At 32.2% G+C, this 15,610-nt stretch carries 10 protein-coding genes; all 10 read left to right on the top strand.

All coding sequences use genetic code 11. From position 1 onward, the window contains the following. Window positions 1-11: 11 nt before the first annotated feature. Window positions 12-494: a DUF305 domain-containing protein gene (locus ACI5KZ_RS12275; protein ID WP_406847780.1), complete on the top strand. Its 483-nt coding sequence runs from the start codon at window positions 12-14 to the stop codon at window positions 492-494. Then, window positions 484-2,253 carry an efflux RND transporter periplasmic adaptor subunit gene (locus ACI5KZ_RS12270; RefSeq protein WP_406847779.1) on the top strand — a complete coding sequence of 590 codons (1,770 nt, stop codon included), beginning with the start codon at window positions 484-486 and terminating at the stop codon, window positions 2,251-2,253. Before ACI5KZ_RS12275 ends, ACI5KZ_RS12270 begins: the two co-directional genes overlap by 11 nt. 34 nt (window positions 2,254-2,287) lie before the next feature. Next, window positions 2,288-2,710 carry a heavy-metal-associated domain-containing protein gene (locus tag ACI5KZ_RS12265; protein ID WP_406847778.1) on the top strand — a complete coding sequence of 141 codons (423 nt, stop codon included), beginning with the start codon at window positions 2,288-2,290 and terminating at the stop codon, window positions 2,708-2,710. Between the two features lie 246 nt (window positions 2,711-2,956). Next, the gene (locus ACI5KZ_RS12260) at window positions 2,957-4,123 is read left to right on the top strand and encodes a Pycsar system effector family protein (RefSeq protein ID WP_406847777.1); all 1,167 of its coding nucleotides are present in this window, start codon (window positions 2,957-2,959) and stop codon (window positions 4,121-4,123) included. Window positions 4,124-4,143: 20 nt separating this feature from the next. Then, a complete protein-coding gene (locus ACI5KZ_RS12255) occupies window positions 4,144-6,480 on the top strand; it encodes a hypothetical protein (RefSeq protein ID WP_406847776.1) in 2,337 nt (778 codons plus the stop codon). A gap of 17 nt (window positions 6,481-6,497) precedes the next feature. Beyond that, window positions 6,498-10,163 carry a metallophosphoesterase gene (locus ACI5KZ_RS12250; RefSeq protein ID WP_406847775.1) on the top strand — a complete coding sequence of 1,222 codons (3,666 nt, stop codon included), beginning with the start codon at window positions 6,498-6,500 and terminating at the stop codon, window positions 10,161-10,163. A 427-nt stretch (window positions 10,164-10,590) separates the two neighbouring features. After that, window positions 10,591-11,043, top strand: a complete 453-nt coding sequence (locus ACI5KZ_RS12245; protein WP_109310181.1) for a hypothetical protein — start codon at window positions 10,591-10,593, stop codon at window positions 11,041-11,043. 251 nt (window positions 11,044-11,294) lie between these two features. Beyond that, window positions 11,295-12,596 (top strand): hypothetical protein, encoded by a 1,302-nt coding sequence (locus ACI5KZ_RS12240; protein ID WP_109310180.1) that lies wholly within the window; start codon window positions 11,295-11,297, stop codon window positions 12,594-12,596. A gap of 162 nt (window positions 12,597-12,758) precedes the next feature. After that, a complete protein-coding gene (locus tag ACI5KZ_RS12235; RefSeq protein WP_406847774.1) occupies window positions 12,759-14,219 on the top strand; it encodes a gliding motility-associated C-terminal domain-containing protein in 1,461 nt (486 codons plus the stop codon). Between the two features lies 1 nt (window position 14,220). Then, window positions 14,221-15,610, top strand: a 1,390-nt coding sequence (locus ACI5KZ_RS12230) for a type IX secretion system membrane protein PorP/SprF (protein ID WP_406847773.1), incomplete at its 3' end; no start/stop codon positions are given.

Raw genomic sequence — 15,610 nt, 5'->3', positions numbered from 1 at the left:
ATCAATCAATTATGGAACATTCAAAACAACACGAAAACAAGGGAAATTATACGAAATTCTTTTTAATGTTGGGATTGTCTTTTATAGCCATGTACATAACCATGTACCTCAATACCTATGAAACTGATCATGTTTATTTTAGTATGACTCGGTTTTATATGGTGTGTTTAGGGATTTCAACAATGGCAGTCATCATGTGGTTTTTTATGCGGAACATGTATCAAAATAAAAAAAAGAACATAGCCATATTAATTGGTAGTTTAGTGCTTTTTGTAAGCGCATTAGGTTTGGTAAGAGTCCAAAAACCTGTTGTTGGTGACCTACTTTGGTTAAAAGGTATGATTCCGCATCACTCAATAGCCATATTAACCAGTGAGAGAGCAGATATTAAAGATCCAGAGGTTAAAAAATTAGCAGAAGATATTATTGAAGCTCAACGAAAAGAAATAGAACAAATGAAAGTCATGATAAAACGATTAGAAAATGAAAAATAATAAAATAGTCATATATATTGGTTTACTTGCCATAGGCATCCTTTTCGGTTGGTTTATATTTGGAGGTACATCGAATAATGCAACAGAACACAATCACGAGGAAGTAGCAGAAACCAATCAAATGTGGACCTGTTCCATGCATCCCCAAATTATGCAACCCGAACCTGGCGATTGCCCTATTTGTGGGATGGATTTAATTCCTGCCGATTCTGGAGAGGAAGGTCTTGCCTTGAATGAAATAAAAATGACAGAAAATGCTATGGCTCTAGCAAACATTCAGACAACTATAGTTGGAGATGGAACTAGAACAGATGCCAACCAATTATCCCTATCAGGAAAAATAATGGCTAATGAGGAAGCGAATGCTGTACAAGCAAGTTATTTTGAAGGACGTATAGAAAAACTAAACGTCAATTTCACTGGAGAAGAAATTCGTAAAGGTCAACTTTTGGCTACAATTTATGCGCCAAACTTGGTTGCTGCAAAGCAAGAATTACTAACAGCTTCTAGTATGAAAGCAACTCAACCTGCTTTGTATAAGGCAGTACGTAACAAACTAATACTTTGGAAACTCTCTGATGCTCAAATCAGCCAAATTGAAAGTTCAGGAAAAGTGAGAGAAAACTTTCCAATTTATGCAACGGTTTCAGGCACTGTTTCGCAAAAAATGGTGGAGGAAGGTGATTACGTAAAACAAGGACAACCCATTGTAAAAGTAAGCGACCTAGGAACTGTTTGGGCCATGTTTGACAGTTATGAAAATCAAATTTCACAACTAAAAGAAGGACAAACTATAAAAGTGACTTCCAATGCCTATCCTGATATAGAGTTTGATGCTAAAGTTTCTTTTATAAACCCTGTTTTAGATACAAAGTCTAGAACTGTTGCTGTTAGGGCAACCTTAAACAATAAAGACGATTTATTAAAACCAGGAATGTTTGTAACCGGAAAGTTAGAGGTGCCGAAAGAAGTTGCTAAAACGACACTCATGATTCCTGCAACCGCCATACTTTGGACGGGAAATCGTTCGTTAGTTTATGTAAAAACAAATCCTAACGAACCAATCTTTGAAATGCGTGAGGTGACTTTAGGTAATAAAAATGGTGATGTTTATGCTATTACAGAAGGTTTAGTTGATGGTGACGAAGTGGTTACCAATGGCACATTTACGGTAGATGCAGCAGCACAATTGCAAGGAAAAAAGTCTATGATGAATAAAGAAGGAGCTAAAGCTACCCTTGGTCACGAAGGCCATGTTGTTGTGGAAAGTTCAGAAGAAAATCATTTTAATCTAAATGAAAGAGTAAAGGTTTCAGATGAATTTAAAAATCAATTAAGAGCTGTTTTTAACGATTATATTCAATTAAAAGACGCTTTGGTTAAAGATGATTCAAAAAAAGTAAAAACAGCTTCACAAGCAATGGTAGAGAATTTATCAAAAGTGGATATGAAACTACTAAAAGATGACGAGACGCATCATCATTGGATGACGTTAGAAAAAGAAATTACAGCATCAGTCACATCAATTTCTAACTGCTCAAAAATTAAAGAACAGAGAACATACTTTAAAAGTCTGTCTTCCCACTTAACAAACGCCATAGAAGTTTTTGGTATCAATGAAAAAGTCTATCATCAATTTTGTCCTATGGTTGATAATAACACAGGAGGCTATTGGTTAAGTAAAGAAGAAAAAGTATTCAATCCTTATTTTGGAGACGCCATGTTGACTTGTGGGGAAGTAAAACAAGTAATAGAGTAAATAGAATTAATAATTAACAATTAAATATTTAAACATGAACAGAGTAATTTTAAGTGTAGCATTAATAGCTGCTATGGGTTTAACAAATTGTAAAAACGAAGCGAAACAAGAAGTTGAAACAACAACTGAAGTATCTCAAGAAATGGCCATGGCAGATTTGTCATTTGGTGTTAGAGGTAATTGTGGTATGTGTAAAACCACAATTGAAAAAGCCGCTAATAGCGTAGAAGGGGTTAGCAGTGTTAATTGGGATGTAGACAAAAAGAAAATAGATATATCTTTTGATGTTACCAAAACAGATGCTATGGCCATTCATAACGCCATTGCTGCTTCTGGATACGATACAGAAAAAGTAACTGGCAGTCTAGATGCATATAAAAATTTACCAGGCTGTTGTAAATACGATCACGATATGGAAATGAACCAATCTGGAGAAGTAAAAGCAGATGCTCATTAATTAAAATCATTTGTATATTAATAAAAAGAGCTCCATGTGGAGCTCTTTTTTATCTGTTATTTTCACTCATTTTATAAGTTTTTAGAATCTATTTCGTCTAATGAATTTGTAAAGAGTAAAAAACAATTTTGGAATGCTATTTCATTTCATTCCTATTTATAGTATTTTAGAGAACGCTATCACTTTTAAAGTTATTTAAAGGTGAGGTTCGTTTTATGCATCACTTAAACTATGTAAATTTGTAATATGAAAGAAGAGCTTTTACTTCAGGTAGAAATATATGTAGCAGAACTGTTAAACAAACAGCTTGAATCTACGAACTATTACCATAACGCCATTCATACAAGACGTGTGGTATCTAACACTAGAGAATTAGCAAAGTTTGAAGCGTGTACAGAGCAAGAAACCTCTGCGTTGTTGGTTGCAGCATGGTTTCATGATACAGGTTATATCTTTACAGATAAAGGTCATGAAGAAGAAAGTGTAAAAATTGCTCATGCTTTTTTAAAGCAACAAGATGTGTCTGAAGATATGCTAAACCTGGTTGAGCAATTAATTCTAGCTACAAATAATGAGTATATACCAAAAGACAAATTAGAGGGAATTATTAAGGATGCCGATTGTGGTCATGTAGCTTCCGAGGAATTTTTAGATATTTCTGAGAATTTACTCAAAGAAATGAATGCCAAAAATCAAAATCATCTGTCCGAAATAGAATGGATGAAACAAAACCTTAATTTTCTTAAAAATCATTTGTTTTATTCAAGCTCAGCCAAACAGCTTTGGCAGCCTAAAAAGGAAATAAACCAATTAGAAATTCAAAAGAAAATAGACAAACTTTCTGCTAAAGAGAACAAAAAAGAAAAAAACACAAGATTTGGTAGAGGTGTAGAAACCATGTTTCGTGTACAATTAAAGAATCATATTGAATTAAGTGCCATAGCAGATACTAAAGCCAATATTTTACTTTCTGTCAATGCCATAATTATTTCGGTTGCATTATCTAACCTAATTCCAAAACTAGATAGTCCATCTAATTTATTTCTAGTATATCCAACCTTAATATTAATGTTGTTTAGTGTGGCTTCAGTTGTGTTATCCGTTTTATCTACACGTCCAAAGATATCTAATGTAGCCATTACAAAAGAGATGATAAGTGAGAAAAAAACCAATATTCTCTTTTTTGGAAACTTTCATAAAATGAGTTTGAAAGATTTTGAATGGGGAATCGACTACTTAATGGATAACGATGAAACTTTATATAATTCCCTTACTAAAGATTTATATTATTTAGGATTAGTCCTTAATAGAAAATATAAATTATTACGTATTACTTATACCGTTTTTATGTTCGGGATAGTTATTTCGGCAGCAGCATTTATTTATAGTTATTATATATATTTTTCTGCCTAATATTAATGAAAAACAAACCAATGAAAATAAGAAATAAAGGACCATTTAAAGTAATTATGTCTTTACGTTTGTTAAAGGAAAAGCTTGAAAAATTATTGGATTCAAATAATTTAACTGTTCAAGCACAGGCCAAGCAAGCTTTAGATCTTTTAAAAGAGCATCCCACTTTGACAACAGGAACAGACTCAATACAAGACTTCTTTAGCAAAAAGGCTACTTTAGATCGGGTAATGTCCTTTATATTTCCAACAGCTTTAACAGATAACGAAATTAAAGCAGCCGTAACCCCTTATACAAATGAGATATTTTTTTGTAGCTCCAGATTGCAAAACATTATAAATAGGGCAAATACGGATGAAAATATTTTTTATGACCTTTATAAAGATTATGAAGACTCGTTCGATTTATTTATATATGCTATTATATTAAATGTTTATTATAAATATCAAGTAGATTTCGAAAGACCAAAAACTTTATCGATTACGGATAAGAATGGGGAAAGGAAAAGATACCGTGTGGCTTTTAATGCAGACTTTATTGATATTTATCCGAACAAAAATGCCATAGAAATTACCAATGAAATTTTAGATGAATTATTAAGTCAAGCTGATAATTTTGAAATCTGGGAAAAGTATTTTCCTAAAAATTCTTGGACTATTGAAGGGTTTGGAATAGTAAGCTTAATTGACACCTCTTTAGACGAGCGTATCGACGATTTTAAAACCCATTTAATTGAACCTAACACAGAAAGTTTTCAATATTTAATTGAAGATATTAGGCGTATATTTAATATTCCAGATTTACAACTTGGTAGTTATAGTGTGGCAGATAATGTTATTACACCACCATTTGATAGAAATTTTGATATGTTAACCATTTTACCAGATGAACACGTAGGAGTTGGTAAATATGCTTGTAATCATATTAATAATGAATTATTTAAAGACTGTAAACCAATAATTATTTCAAATGTTGAAACTTACCACAAACAAACCAAAGGCAACCGGTTAAGCAAAGTCCTGTTAAAAAGAGGTTTAAAAAGTGTTGCTTTGATTCCTATTCCAATTAATGGCGAGTTAGGTTTTATAGTAGAATTGGCAACTTTTAAGCCAAATCAACTAAACGCTATTAATATGGTTAAGTTAGACTCTATTATGCCGTTTATTTTAAGTTATTCTAGACGTACATTTTCAGAATATCAAAATGAAATAAGCGCTGTAATACAGCAAGAATGTACAGCAATACATCCTTCTGTACAATGGCGTTTTCAAGAAGAAGCAGAACTGTATATTCAAGAAAGGAATTATGGAGAAAACCCTGTTTTTCATGAAATTGTTTTTAAAGATGTGGTACCACTTTTTGGACAAGTTGATGTGGTTGGTTCTTCGAATGCCAGAAACGAAGCCATTCAATTAGATTTAACAAAGCAGTTAGAAATAAGCAAACAAATACTTAGAGATAGAACGAAAATAAACTTACCATTCTACGAGCAGTTAATCTTTCAAATAGATAATTATTTATTCGACTTGAAAGAAAATTTCAACACCAATTCAGAACAAGAAATTAATTTATTTTTTGATAAACAACTCATTCCTTTATTTAAACATTTTCAAAGTAATTCCAAAAATAAAAATGATTTAGAAGAATTTCTAAAATCCATAGACAAGACCACTAATAGCTTGTATGATGCTAGAAAAGCTTATGATGAGACCATTAAAATGGGAAATAAAGCATTGGCTACATTTCTAGAAAAACAACAAATAAAAGCTCAGGCTATTTTCCCTCATTATTTCGAAAAGTTTAACACAGATGGCGTTGAGCACAATTTATATATCGGACAATCTATTACAAAGCAATTTAACTTTCATCCAACCGTGTTATATAATCTGCGTTTATGGCAACTTCAAGTAACTTGTGAAATGGAAGCCATGTATTATGAAAAACAAAAAGAGTTTCCATTACAACTTGAAGTTGCATCTTTAATCTTAGCGTACGATGAGCCTATTACCATTCGATATCGAATAGATGAAAAACAGTTTGATGTAGATGGAGCTTATAATGTGCGATACGAAATGATAAAAAAACGAATAGATAAAGCACATATCAAAAACACCAATGAACGTTTAACACAAGCCCACAAGCTGAGTGTTGTTTATTCTAGTAAAGCTATCGAGCGAGAGTATTTGTCTTATTTTGAGTTTCTACAAGCAAAAAATTATATCGGGCAGAACATAGAATTACTTGAAGTAGAAGAATTACAAGGAGCAAGTGGTTTGAAAGCTATTCGCGTAGATTTAAATAAAGAACTTCAAAAAGTATCTGACCTTTTTACACTAGAGGACATACAGGCCGTTTAATTACATAGAGTTATAAAATGAAAAGAAATATATTAGTTGGTTTTATTACTATGATATTGATTTTATGTGGTTGTGCTACTTATAAGCCACATAATTCTAATGTAAATAAACTAGAACTAGAACAAATAAATAAAGAAACAACTAATATTTTTTTAATTGGAGATGCAGGTATGCCTAATGAAGATGGGACGCCTCCTAAAACATTAGGGAAACTACAAAACCAATTTAAAAAAGCAGATAAAAACGATTTGCTTTTATTTTTAGGAGACAATATATATCCTAAAGGAATTCCGTTAAAAGGAGAAAAAGCTATTAAAGATGCTGAAACGGCTTTAAATTTACAATTAGATGTTGCTAAAACCTTTCCTGGACAGGTATATTTTGTACCTGGTAATCACGATTGGTATAGTGGTTTAAAAGGGTTAAAACTCCAAGAAAAAATGGTAGAAACTGCCTTAGGTAAAAATACGTTTCAACCAGAAAATGGCTGTGCCATTAAGAGAGTTAATTTGAATGATGATACGGTATTATTAATTGTTGATTCTCATTGGTACATTACTAATTGGAACAATCATCCAACCATCAATGAAGATTGCGAATTAAAAACCAGAACAGATTTTTTAGACGAATTTAGAAGCGAAATAAAAAAAGCTAGAGGAAAAATAACCTTAGTAGCCATTCATCATCCCATGCATAGCCAAGGGCCACATAATGGCCGATATGATGTTAAAGAACACATGAGACCGTTGCCAGTTCTTGGTACTATTAAAAATGTTATTAGATCAACAAGTGGCATTGTTAATGCCGATTTTTCAAACCAATTTTATAATGAATTAAGGAAAAATTTAATAGCTGCTGCTCAGCAAAATGAAAACGTTATTTTTCTTTCAGGGCATGAGCACAGTTTACAGTATTTAGAGTTTGATAATATTGTACAGATTATAAGTGGTGCTGGATCTAAAACAACACCAATTAGAATGCGTGATTCCAATAATTACGGGCATTCAGTTCCCGGTTATGCAGTGCTTAACATCTCTAAAGATAAGGCTGTAGATGTTCAGTTTGTTAATTCAAACACAGAGCAAGTAGAGTTTTTTAAGCAAATAAAGAAGCCTGAAGTCATGTCTGAATTCACATATGCTAAAATGGACTCAACTTTTATAAATGCTTCAATTTATACAAAAGAGGAAACCGACAAATCAAGTTTTCATAAGTTTCTTTGGGGAAAAAGATATCGAGATGATTATAGCACATCCATTTCTGCTCAAGTTGTTTATTTAGATACGTTAATGGGAGGGTTAATTCCTTTTCGAAAAGGAGGTGGAACACAGTCGAAAAGTCTACATTTAAAAACTTCAGACGGAAAACGCTATGTCATGCGTGCCATGAAAAAGCAAGCAGACCAGTTTTTACAAGCAGCAATTTTTAAAGACCAATATGTAGAAGGGCAGTTTAAAGATACGGCTTCCGAAGATTTAATTGAAGATGTTTTTACAGGCGCACATCCTTACGCACCTTTTACACTTGCTACATTATCAGACGCTATCAATTTATCGCATTTAAACCCCAAACTATATTACATTCCTAAACAAGATGCTCTAGGGTTGTTTAATGAAGATTTTGGAGATGAATTGTACCTTTTTGAAGAGCATGCTTCCGATGGACATATAGCATTAGCTTCAGGAAACTTCACCGGAGAGATTGTTAGCACAGTTGATATGTTAGATGAAGTGTTAAGTGATGAGTCCAAAGTGATTGATGAAATTGAATTTGTTAAAGCGCGTTTATTTGATATGTTAATTGGAGATGCCGATAGACATCAAGACCAATGGCGTTGGATGGTGTTTGAAGAAAATCAAAAAACAGTATATAAACCTTTGCCAAGAGATAGGGATTTGGCCTTCTCTAGAATGTCTGATGGATTTATATTTGGAGCAGGAGTGAAGCTTATTCCTGCAGCTAGAAAATTTAGAAAATATGAACCAGATTTGAAAGATGTGAAAGGGTTTAATGTTTCTGTATTCCCTTTAGATGTTGCTTTTATTACAGATTCTAGTAAAACTATTTGGGATGAACAAGTACAATGGATTCAGTCTCAAATAACAGATGAGGTTATAGATCAAGCTTTTGAGTATATGCCGAAAGAAGTAGATGTTGAAACGCTTGTAGAAATTAAGAATATTTTAAAAGATCGACGAAAGAATCTCCAGCAAATTTCTGATAGATATTTTAAGTTAATTAGTAAAAAAGCTGTTTTAACCGCTACAAATAAAGACGACTATATTCTTGTTAAGGCCTTAGAAAAAGGAGCTGTTGAAGTGTCCTTATTTCGTAAAAAAGATGATACTATAAAAGATCGCTTTCATCATAAAACCTACGAACCTACATCCACTAAAGAAATCTGGATATATGGTTTAGATGATACCGATAGTTTTGAAGTACAAGGAAAAATTTCTAAAATTAAAATTCGTTTAATTGGCGGACAAAATAATGACGATTATAAAGTAGAACATGGAAAAAACATTGTTATTTACGATTATAAGTCGAAGAAAAATAATGTAACCCAAGCAAATAAAACAAAGATTAAATTAACAGACGACTATAATACCAATGTGTACGACTATAGAAAGGTAAGGAACAATCACAACCAATTTCTTCCTCTCTTAGGGGCCAACCCAGACGATGGATTAAAATTAGGTTTTGCTAATACCTATACCGTATATGGCTTTGAAAGAAATCCTTTCACATCGCAACACAAAATAAAAGGAGCTTATTTTTTTGCAACCAATGGTTATGAATTAAACTACAATGGAGAATTTGCAAATGTGGTGGGAAATTTAAATTTTGGTTTAGAGTCTCATTTCCAAAGTCCCAATTATAGTATCAACTTCTTTGGTTATGGAAATGAAACAAAGAATTTCGACGATGCGCTTGGTATGGATTATAATAGAGTTAAAACTAGAATGTTTACTATAAGTCCACAGTTAATTTGGAATTCAAAACGGGGAAGCATCATTCATATGGGAGTGAGTTATGAAATCAATGAAATTCATAATACAGATAATCGCTATGTGTCTAATAACATTATTCTCCCAGATAACATATTCGATGAAGAACATTTTATTGGTGTAAGTGCTAAATATGATTATACTAATTACGATAATAAGGCCTATCCAACCAATGGTTTGATTTTTTCGCTTGAAGCTGGTTTTAAGGATAATGTAGATGTAAGCAAACGTAGTTTTGGCTATCTTATTTCAGAATTAGGAATTGCAAGAAAATTAAATCCTTCCGGACGTTTGGTGTTAGCTTCTAAAGTGAAAAGTCATATAAATTTTGGTGATGGTTTCGAATTTTATCAAGCTGCCTCTATTGGTGGTGAAGATGGTCTTCGTGGATTTAGAAATCAACGTTTCACAGCTAAAAATTCTATTTATCAAAATACCGATGTACGCTATAGCTTTAGTCGTATAAAAACACCCATTATTCCAATAAAAATGGGTGTATATGGAAGTTTTGATTATGGTCGAGTTTGGATGGAAGATGATAGTTCTAAAAAATGGCATAACACCTATGGAGGAGGTTTCTTTATTAATGGCATAGACGTTATATCTGCCAATTTAGGAGCCTTTCATTCTGTGGATGGCATGCGTGTTGCTTTTGGACTTGGGTTTGGATTTTAAAACAATATTAAAAAAGTTATAATTTTTTAAAGAATTAGAAAAGTTGAAAAAGCATGGAAATTCAAACTACGCATAGTTTGTTAATGTTAGTAAAAACGCTAAGGCTTTCGTATTTATAATTCTTAGAAGAGGTAATAAATAATAAGGAAAATAATTCTGAATAGGAGAAGTAAATAATCTATGTTTAAATTATTCTAAACTAATATAAAACCAATCATTAGTATTTATAAGATGTTTTCTTGATTATTACGTTCTTTAATAATAGATCAAATGATGTGAACTATAACCTTATTATTTTCTGAGAGTTATATACCGATTTCATTTTTTTCTAAAATATTATATAGATTTTTATCAAATAATCGACAAAACGCTTGTTTTTTTCGTTTAATTGCATAAATTTGTCATATAGAATCCCAAAATCTTTAATATGAAATCTAGAATTACTTTAATTTGTCTTACTTTTTTACTGATGACAGGTATTGGAACTGCTCAAAATAAAGATGCACCAAAAAGTATTATCAGTCAAGATGTATCTATTTCTAAATACCACGATCGAAAAGAACTGGAACAAATGCAAAAAGGCGTTTTATTAGGCTTGTACAATGAGCGTATTGAAATTATCATTAAAATATTACCTTATATTGCTTTTGCAACTAAACCAGGTGTGACTATGTCTACCTTTGGTATTCCTGATACTAAAGAAAATAGAAGTGCTTTAGACAATCAAATAGATGCTACAAGAAATTACTTTTTGAGCACCATGGATTTTCAAAATAAAATTCTTCCCTATTCAGATAGATCAAACTTGATTGCTGCTATCTTATTTTACGAAGAAACTTTAAAAGCACTACATATATATAGCGAGAATAATAGATTTTAATATTATAAGATTATTAAAACCTATTTTCAGTTCTAATTTTAAAATATCAAGTTTTTACTTGATATTTTTTTAACCATCATAAATTTATTCTACGTTTATTATTTAAAAACAAATAATTTTAGTAAGAAAAAACTTTCAATAGTAAATAATATGTGCATTTCATCGTTATTTATTGTGTTTAATGGAATATTTTTTATATGTTTGAGCTAAATTGAAAAAAATCTTTATGATAAATAAATAACATTTGTATTATGAAAAATCTGCCCCAACTCTTAAGTATTTTTCTATTAGTCTTTTCAAGTGCCTATTCTCAACAAGAGAAAGGTATAATTGGAACTAATAACTGGTTGAATTCTTGGACCGAGTTTAGTCCTAGTCAAATTGAATATGGCGAAGCTACCGAAATCTTAACAGGTAACATTTCTACCGACACCAAGCTATTAAAGAAGAACACCTACATGTTGTTAGGAGATGTTTTTGTTACTAACAATGCCACGCTTACTATAGAACCTGGAACTGTTATTATTGGAGACTTTAAAACTAAAGGGTCTTTAATAATTACAAAAGGAGCCACCATCATCGCAGATGGTTTGGTAACCGATCCCATTATTTTTACTTCAAATAGAAGTGTAAAAAAAGCAGGAGACTGGGGAGGGATCATTCTTCTTGGAGATGCTCCCATTAATAAGTTTGGTAGCGGATCTTCGATAAATCACAACTTTAAAGCAGCGTCATATGATAACATAAGCTACGGTGGAGAAAACATAGAAAGTAATTCTGGAATATTAAGATATGTAAGAATTGAATATGCTGGAAAGAAAATGAAAGATGGCAGTAACTTTAACGCTTTATTACTAGCAGGTGTTGGAAGTCAAACCATTTTAGAAAATATCATGGTAAGTTTTTCTTCAGGAAATTCCTTCGATGTTTTTGGTGGTCAAGTTAATTTAAGTAGACTAGTTTCATATAAATCTAATAAGATTGATTACAATTTTAATTTTGGAACCCAATGCAATATATACAACTCTTTAGCTGTAAGATCTTCTTATGTGTCTAGTCCAGATGGTTCTAGAACAATGCATGTTGCTTCTTATGGTGATGAAAAAGAGGAAGTAGACTTTTCTAAAAAGGGGACATCTGTAATTGCTACAAATTTAACATTGATTAATGCAAGTGATAATTTACGATCTGAAATTAAACTTGGATTGGTAAGAGAGGCTATTTATATATCAGAATATGCTTCACTTGATATGAGTAAGAGTGTAATTTCAGGTTTTAATCCTGCAGTATTACTAGAAAATAAAATTAAAATTAATAACGAAAATCTAGATAGAGTAAAATTTACTGAAATGTATTTCAACAATTGTAATGGAAATATATTTACAGAATACAATAATAATAACGAAGATTTAGAGAACTGGTATGGTAACAGCAGTTTTTTTAATGTGTATTCTAAAGGACTAGATTCTGAAACGTTTATTGATATTAGAGACTCAAAAAGACCAGACTTTAGATTGCGTATTAATAAAATTATTGCTTCAAACTCTGATTAATAAATTTATATAGAGATTTTATCGAGCCAACAATTCTCAAGTTACTTTTTTGAGAATTCTTTTAAATTAATCCTAAAACTTATAATTCCCTTTAGTTTATAAAAGAAATGACGTTTAATTCAAAACCATGTTTCTTTTGCAGATAGCTAATAAATAAAGCGTATGAATAAAACTACTATTGTAAAAAAACTTTTTTTTGTAATGTGTTTTTTTGTTCTATTTCTAAACCAGAACTTAAAAGCACAGATAGTAATTGGTGCTCCAAATATTGGGTTTAGTCAAGCTTGTGCAAACGAATCATTTAATACATTTAATGTAACGTTTGTCTTTTCACCTGAAGCAGGATTAAGTCCTACAAACCAATTTAACATAGAACTGTCGGATGCAGATGGTAGCTTTGCCAGTCCTACAGTTGTATTTACTTCTGCAGCAGGAAGCGTAACAACGTCACCAGCAACTTTAAGTTTTTCATTACCAACAGAAACTTCAGGAGAATTATACCGACTTAGAATTAAGAGTACTACTCCAGTGGCTACAAGTTCTGGTTCGCCAACATTTGCAGCTTATTATAAAATTCAAGACACACCGTTTTCAATTAATAATTTAATATCTACTGCAGCTTATTGTGCAGGTGGATCTTATGTATTAACAATTGATAACCCTGGAACAGGAATGAACGATTCGCCTTTAAATTATCCAAATCTAACTTTTAAATGGTATAGAGAGACAGGTCCAACTACCTCTGTTTTTGTTGCAGATGGAGAAAGTTTAACTGTTAATACACCAGGAACTTATTTTGTTGAAACAGATTATGGGACTTGTACTTCAGATTCTTTCTCAAATCGGGTTACAGTTACCGAATCTAGTTCTAGCTCAACAAGCGAAATTATATCAAGCCTTGGAAATCCATTTTGTCCAAGCGGAGGTCCAACTACATTAACAACCACAACAGGGAATAGTTATCAATGGTATTTAGATGGCCAAGCTATTTCTGGAGCAACCAATCAAAGTATTAATGCTGTTTTATCAGGAACTTACTCAGTAAGTATCGATTTAGGTTCATGCTCTACATCAGCTTCAATCGATTTAGTAAGCGAAGGGTTTGTAAGCAGTATAAATGTAGACGAGGTGAATACTATGGAACCAGGAGATTTGTTATATGTTGAAGTGACTACTACAGCTTCAAACCCAGAATTTCAATGGTATCTTAATGAAACCATTATTCCAGGAGAAACTGGAAACACATACGATGCAACCGAATTTGGAAATTATAAAGTGATTATTAGTCAGACAACTGGTTGTGTGGTTTCAAAAGAGTTTTTGTTTGTTATTGAAGAACCAATAGATCCTTTTCCAAATGTGGCAGATATTCCAAATTTAATAAGTCCTAATGGAGATGGAGTTAACGATACTTGGATTATTCCAAACGAATATGTAAGTGGAACAAATACGCAAGTCATTATAATGGATGCTTATGGGAAAGTGTCTCTAAATACAACTGATTACCAAAATAATTGGCCAGAAAACGAGATTGATTTTAAAAGTGTGAATCCTGTTTATTATTACGTGATTACCACTTCAGATAATAAAACAAAAAAAGGTTCTATAACCTTAATAAAATAAAATGAAAGCATATTTACTGATAATAGCTATAATCATGTGTACAACACAACTTACTTTCTCTCAGGAAGATGGTGTGGTGTCTTTAGCTATTCCAGTAAGAAGCTCTTTAAAATTTAATAGATATTTAACCAATCCTACATTTAGTTTTGTTAGAGAACAAAACACGTATATCAACATTACTAATAAAAGAGAATGGGTTCAGTTTGAGAATGCACCACAAACATATTTAATAAATTATACAGGTAGATACAGTGAAAACATTGGAGTAGGAGTTGGCTTGTTTCAACAAAACCATGGTGTATTAACAACTTTTGGAGGTGTATTAAACTTCGCATATAATGCCAGACTTCAAACAGATAGTAATTTAACCTTTGGATTAAACCTTGGCTTTTATAAAAGTAGTCTGAATGATGGTAAAGTGGTTGTTAATCAAGACGACCCATCTTTAGATAACATTCCTAAAAACACGGTTTTAAGTGTAAGTCCAGGTATTAATTATGGATTGGTGTTTTTCGATTTCGGATTATCTGTAAACAATTTAGTACAGTATAATATTAAGACTTCCGAGTTAATTAAAGAAGATCCTCAGCAAAGTATTCAAGCACACCTTATGTATACAGGATATATGTACAGTCGTGGTTTTTTTGATCAGAGCAAATTCTCAGCTTTGGTGAAATCTGAATTCAAAAAAGATCAAACAATTTTTTCAGGTATTGCTATGCTTGCTGTTCCAAAAGGTATTTGGGCACAATTAGGTTATAACACAGTTTATGGATTAACAGGTGGTGTTGGTGTTAATGTTAACAAACAAATTTCTGTAGAGTATAATTATGAAAAAGCGATGGGAGATTTATCAACTTTCGGCTCTTCACATGAATTTACATTAGCTTATAAATTTAATACAAGAAACAGGTACCAATATAGTGGTGATGATAGGGAAGAAGCATTACTAATAAAAGATCAAAAGCACAAACCTGCCGTTTCCAATAAGCCAACATTGTCTTCAGAAGAAAGAACTCAATTAGCTGAGCAAAAAGCTGCAGAAAGAGCAACAGCTCAAGAAGAAGCTAGATTGGCGGCAGAAGCAAGAGCATTAGAAAGGGCTGAAGCTCAAGAACGTGCTAAATTAGAAGGTGAAGCAAAAGCACAAGCATTAGCTGAAGCTCAAGCAGCAGCAGCACAAACTCAAGATACAGATGCTCAGGCGCAAGCAGACGAACAAGCTAGATTAGCAGCCGAAGCAGCAGCTCAAGCACAAGCAGACGAACAAGCTAGATTAGCAGCCGAAGCAGCAGCTCAGGCACAAGCAGACGAACAAGCTAGATTAGCAGCCGAAGCAGCAGCTCAAGCACAAGCAGACGAACAAGCTAGATTAGCAGCCGAAGCAGCAG

The sequence above is a fragment of the Xanthomarina sp. GH4-25 genome, assembly GCF_045363175.1.
In the GTDB taxonomy this organism is placed as follows: domain Bacteria; phylum Bacteroidota; class Bacteroidia; order Flavobacteriales; family Flavobacteriaceae; genus Xanthomarina.
This window is presented reverse-complemented; position numbering and strand designations above follow the sequence as displayed.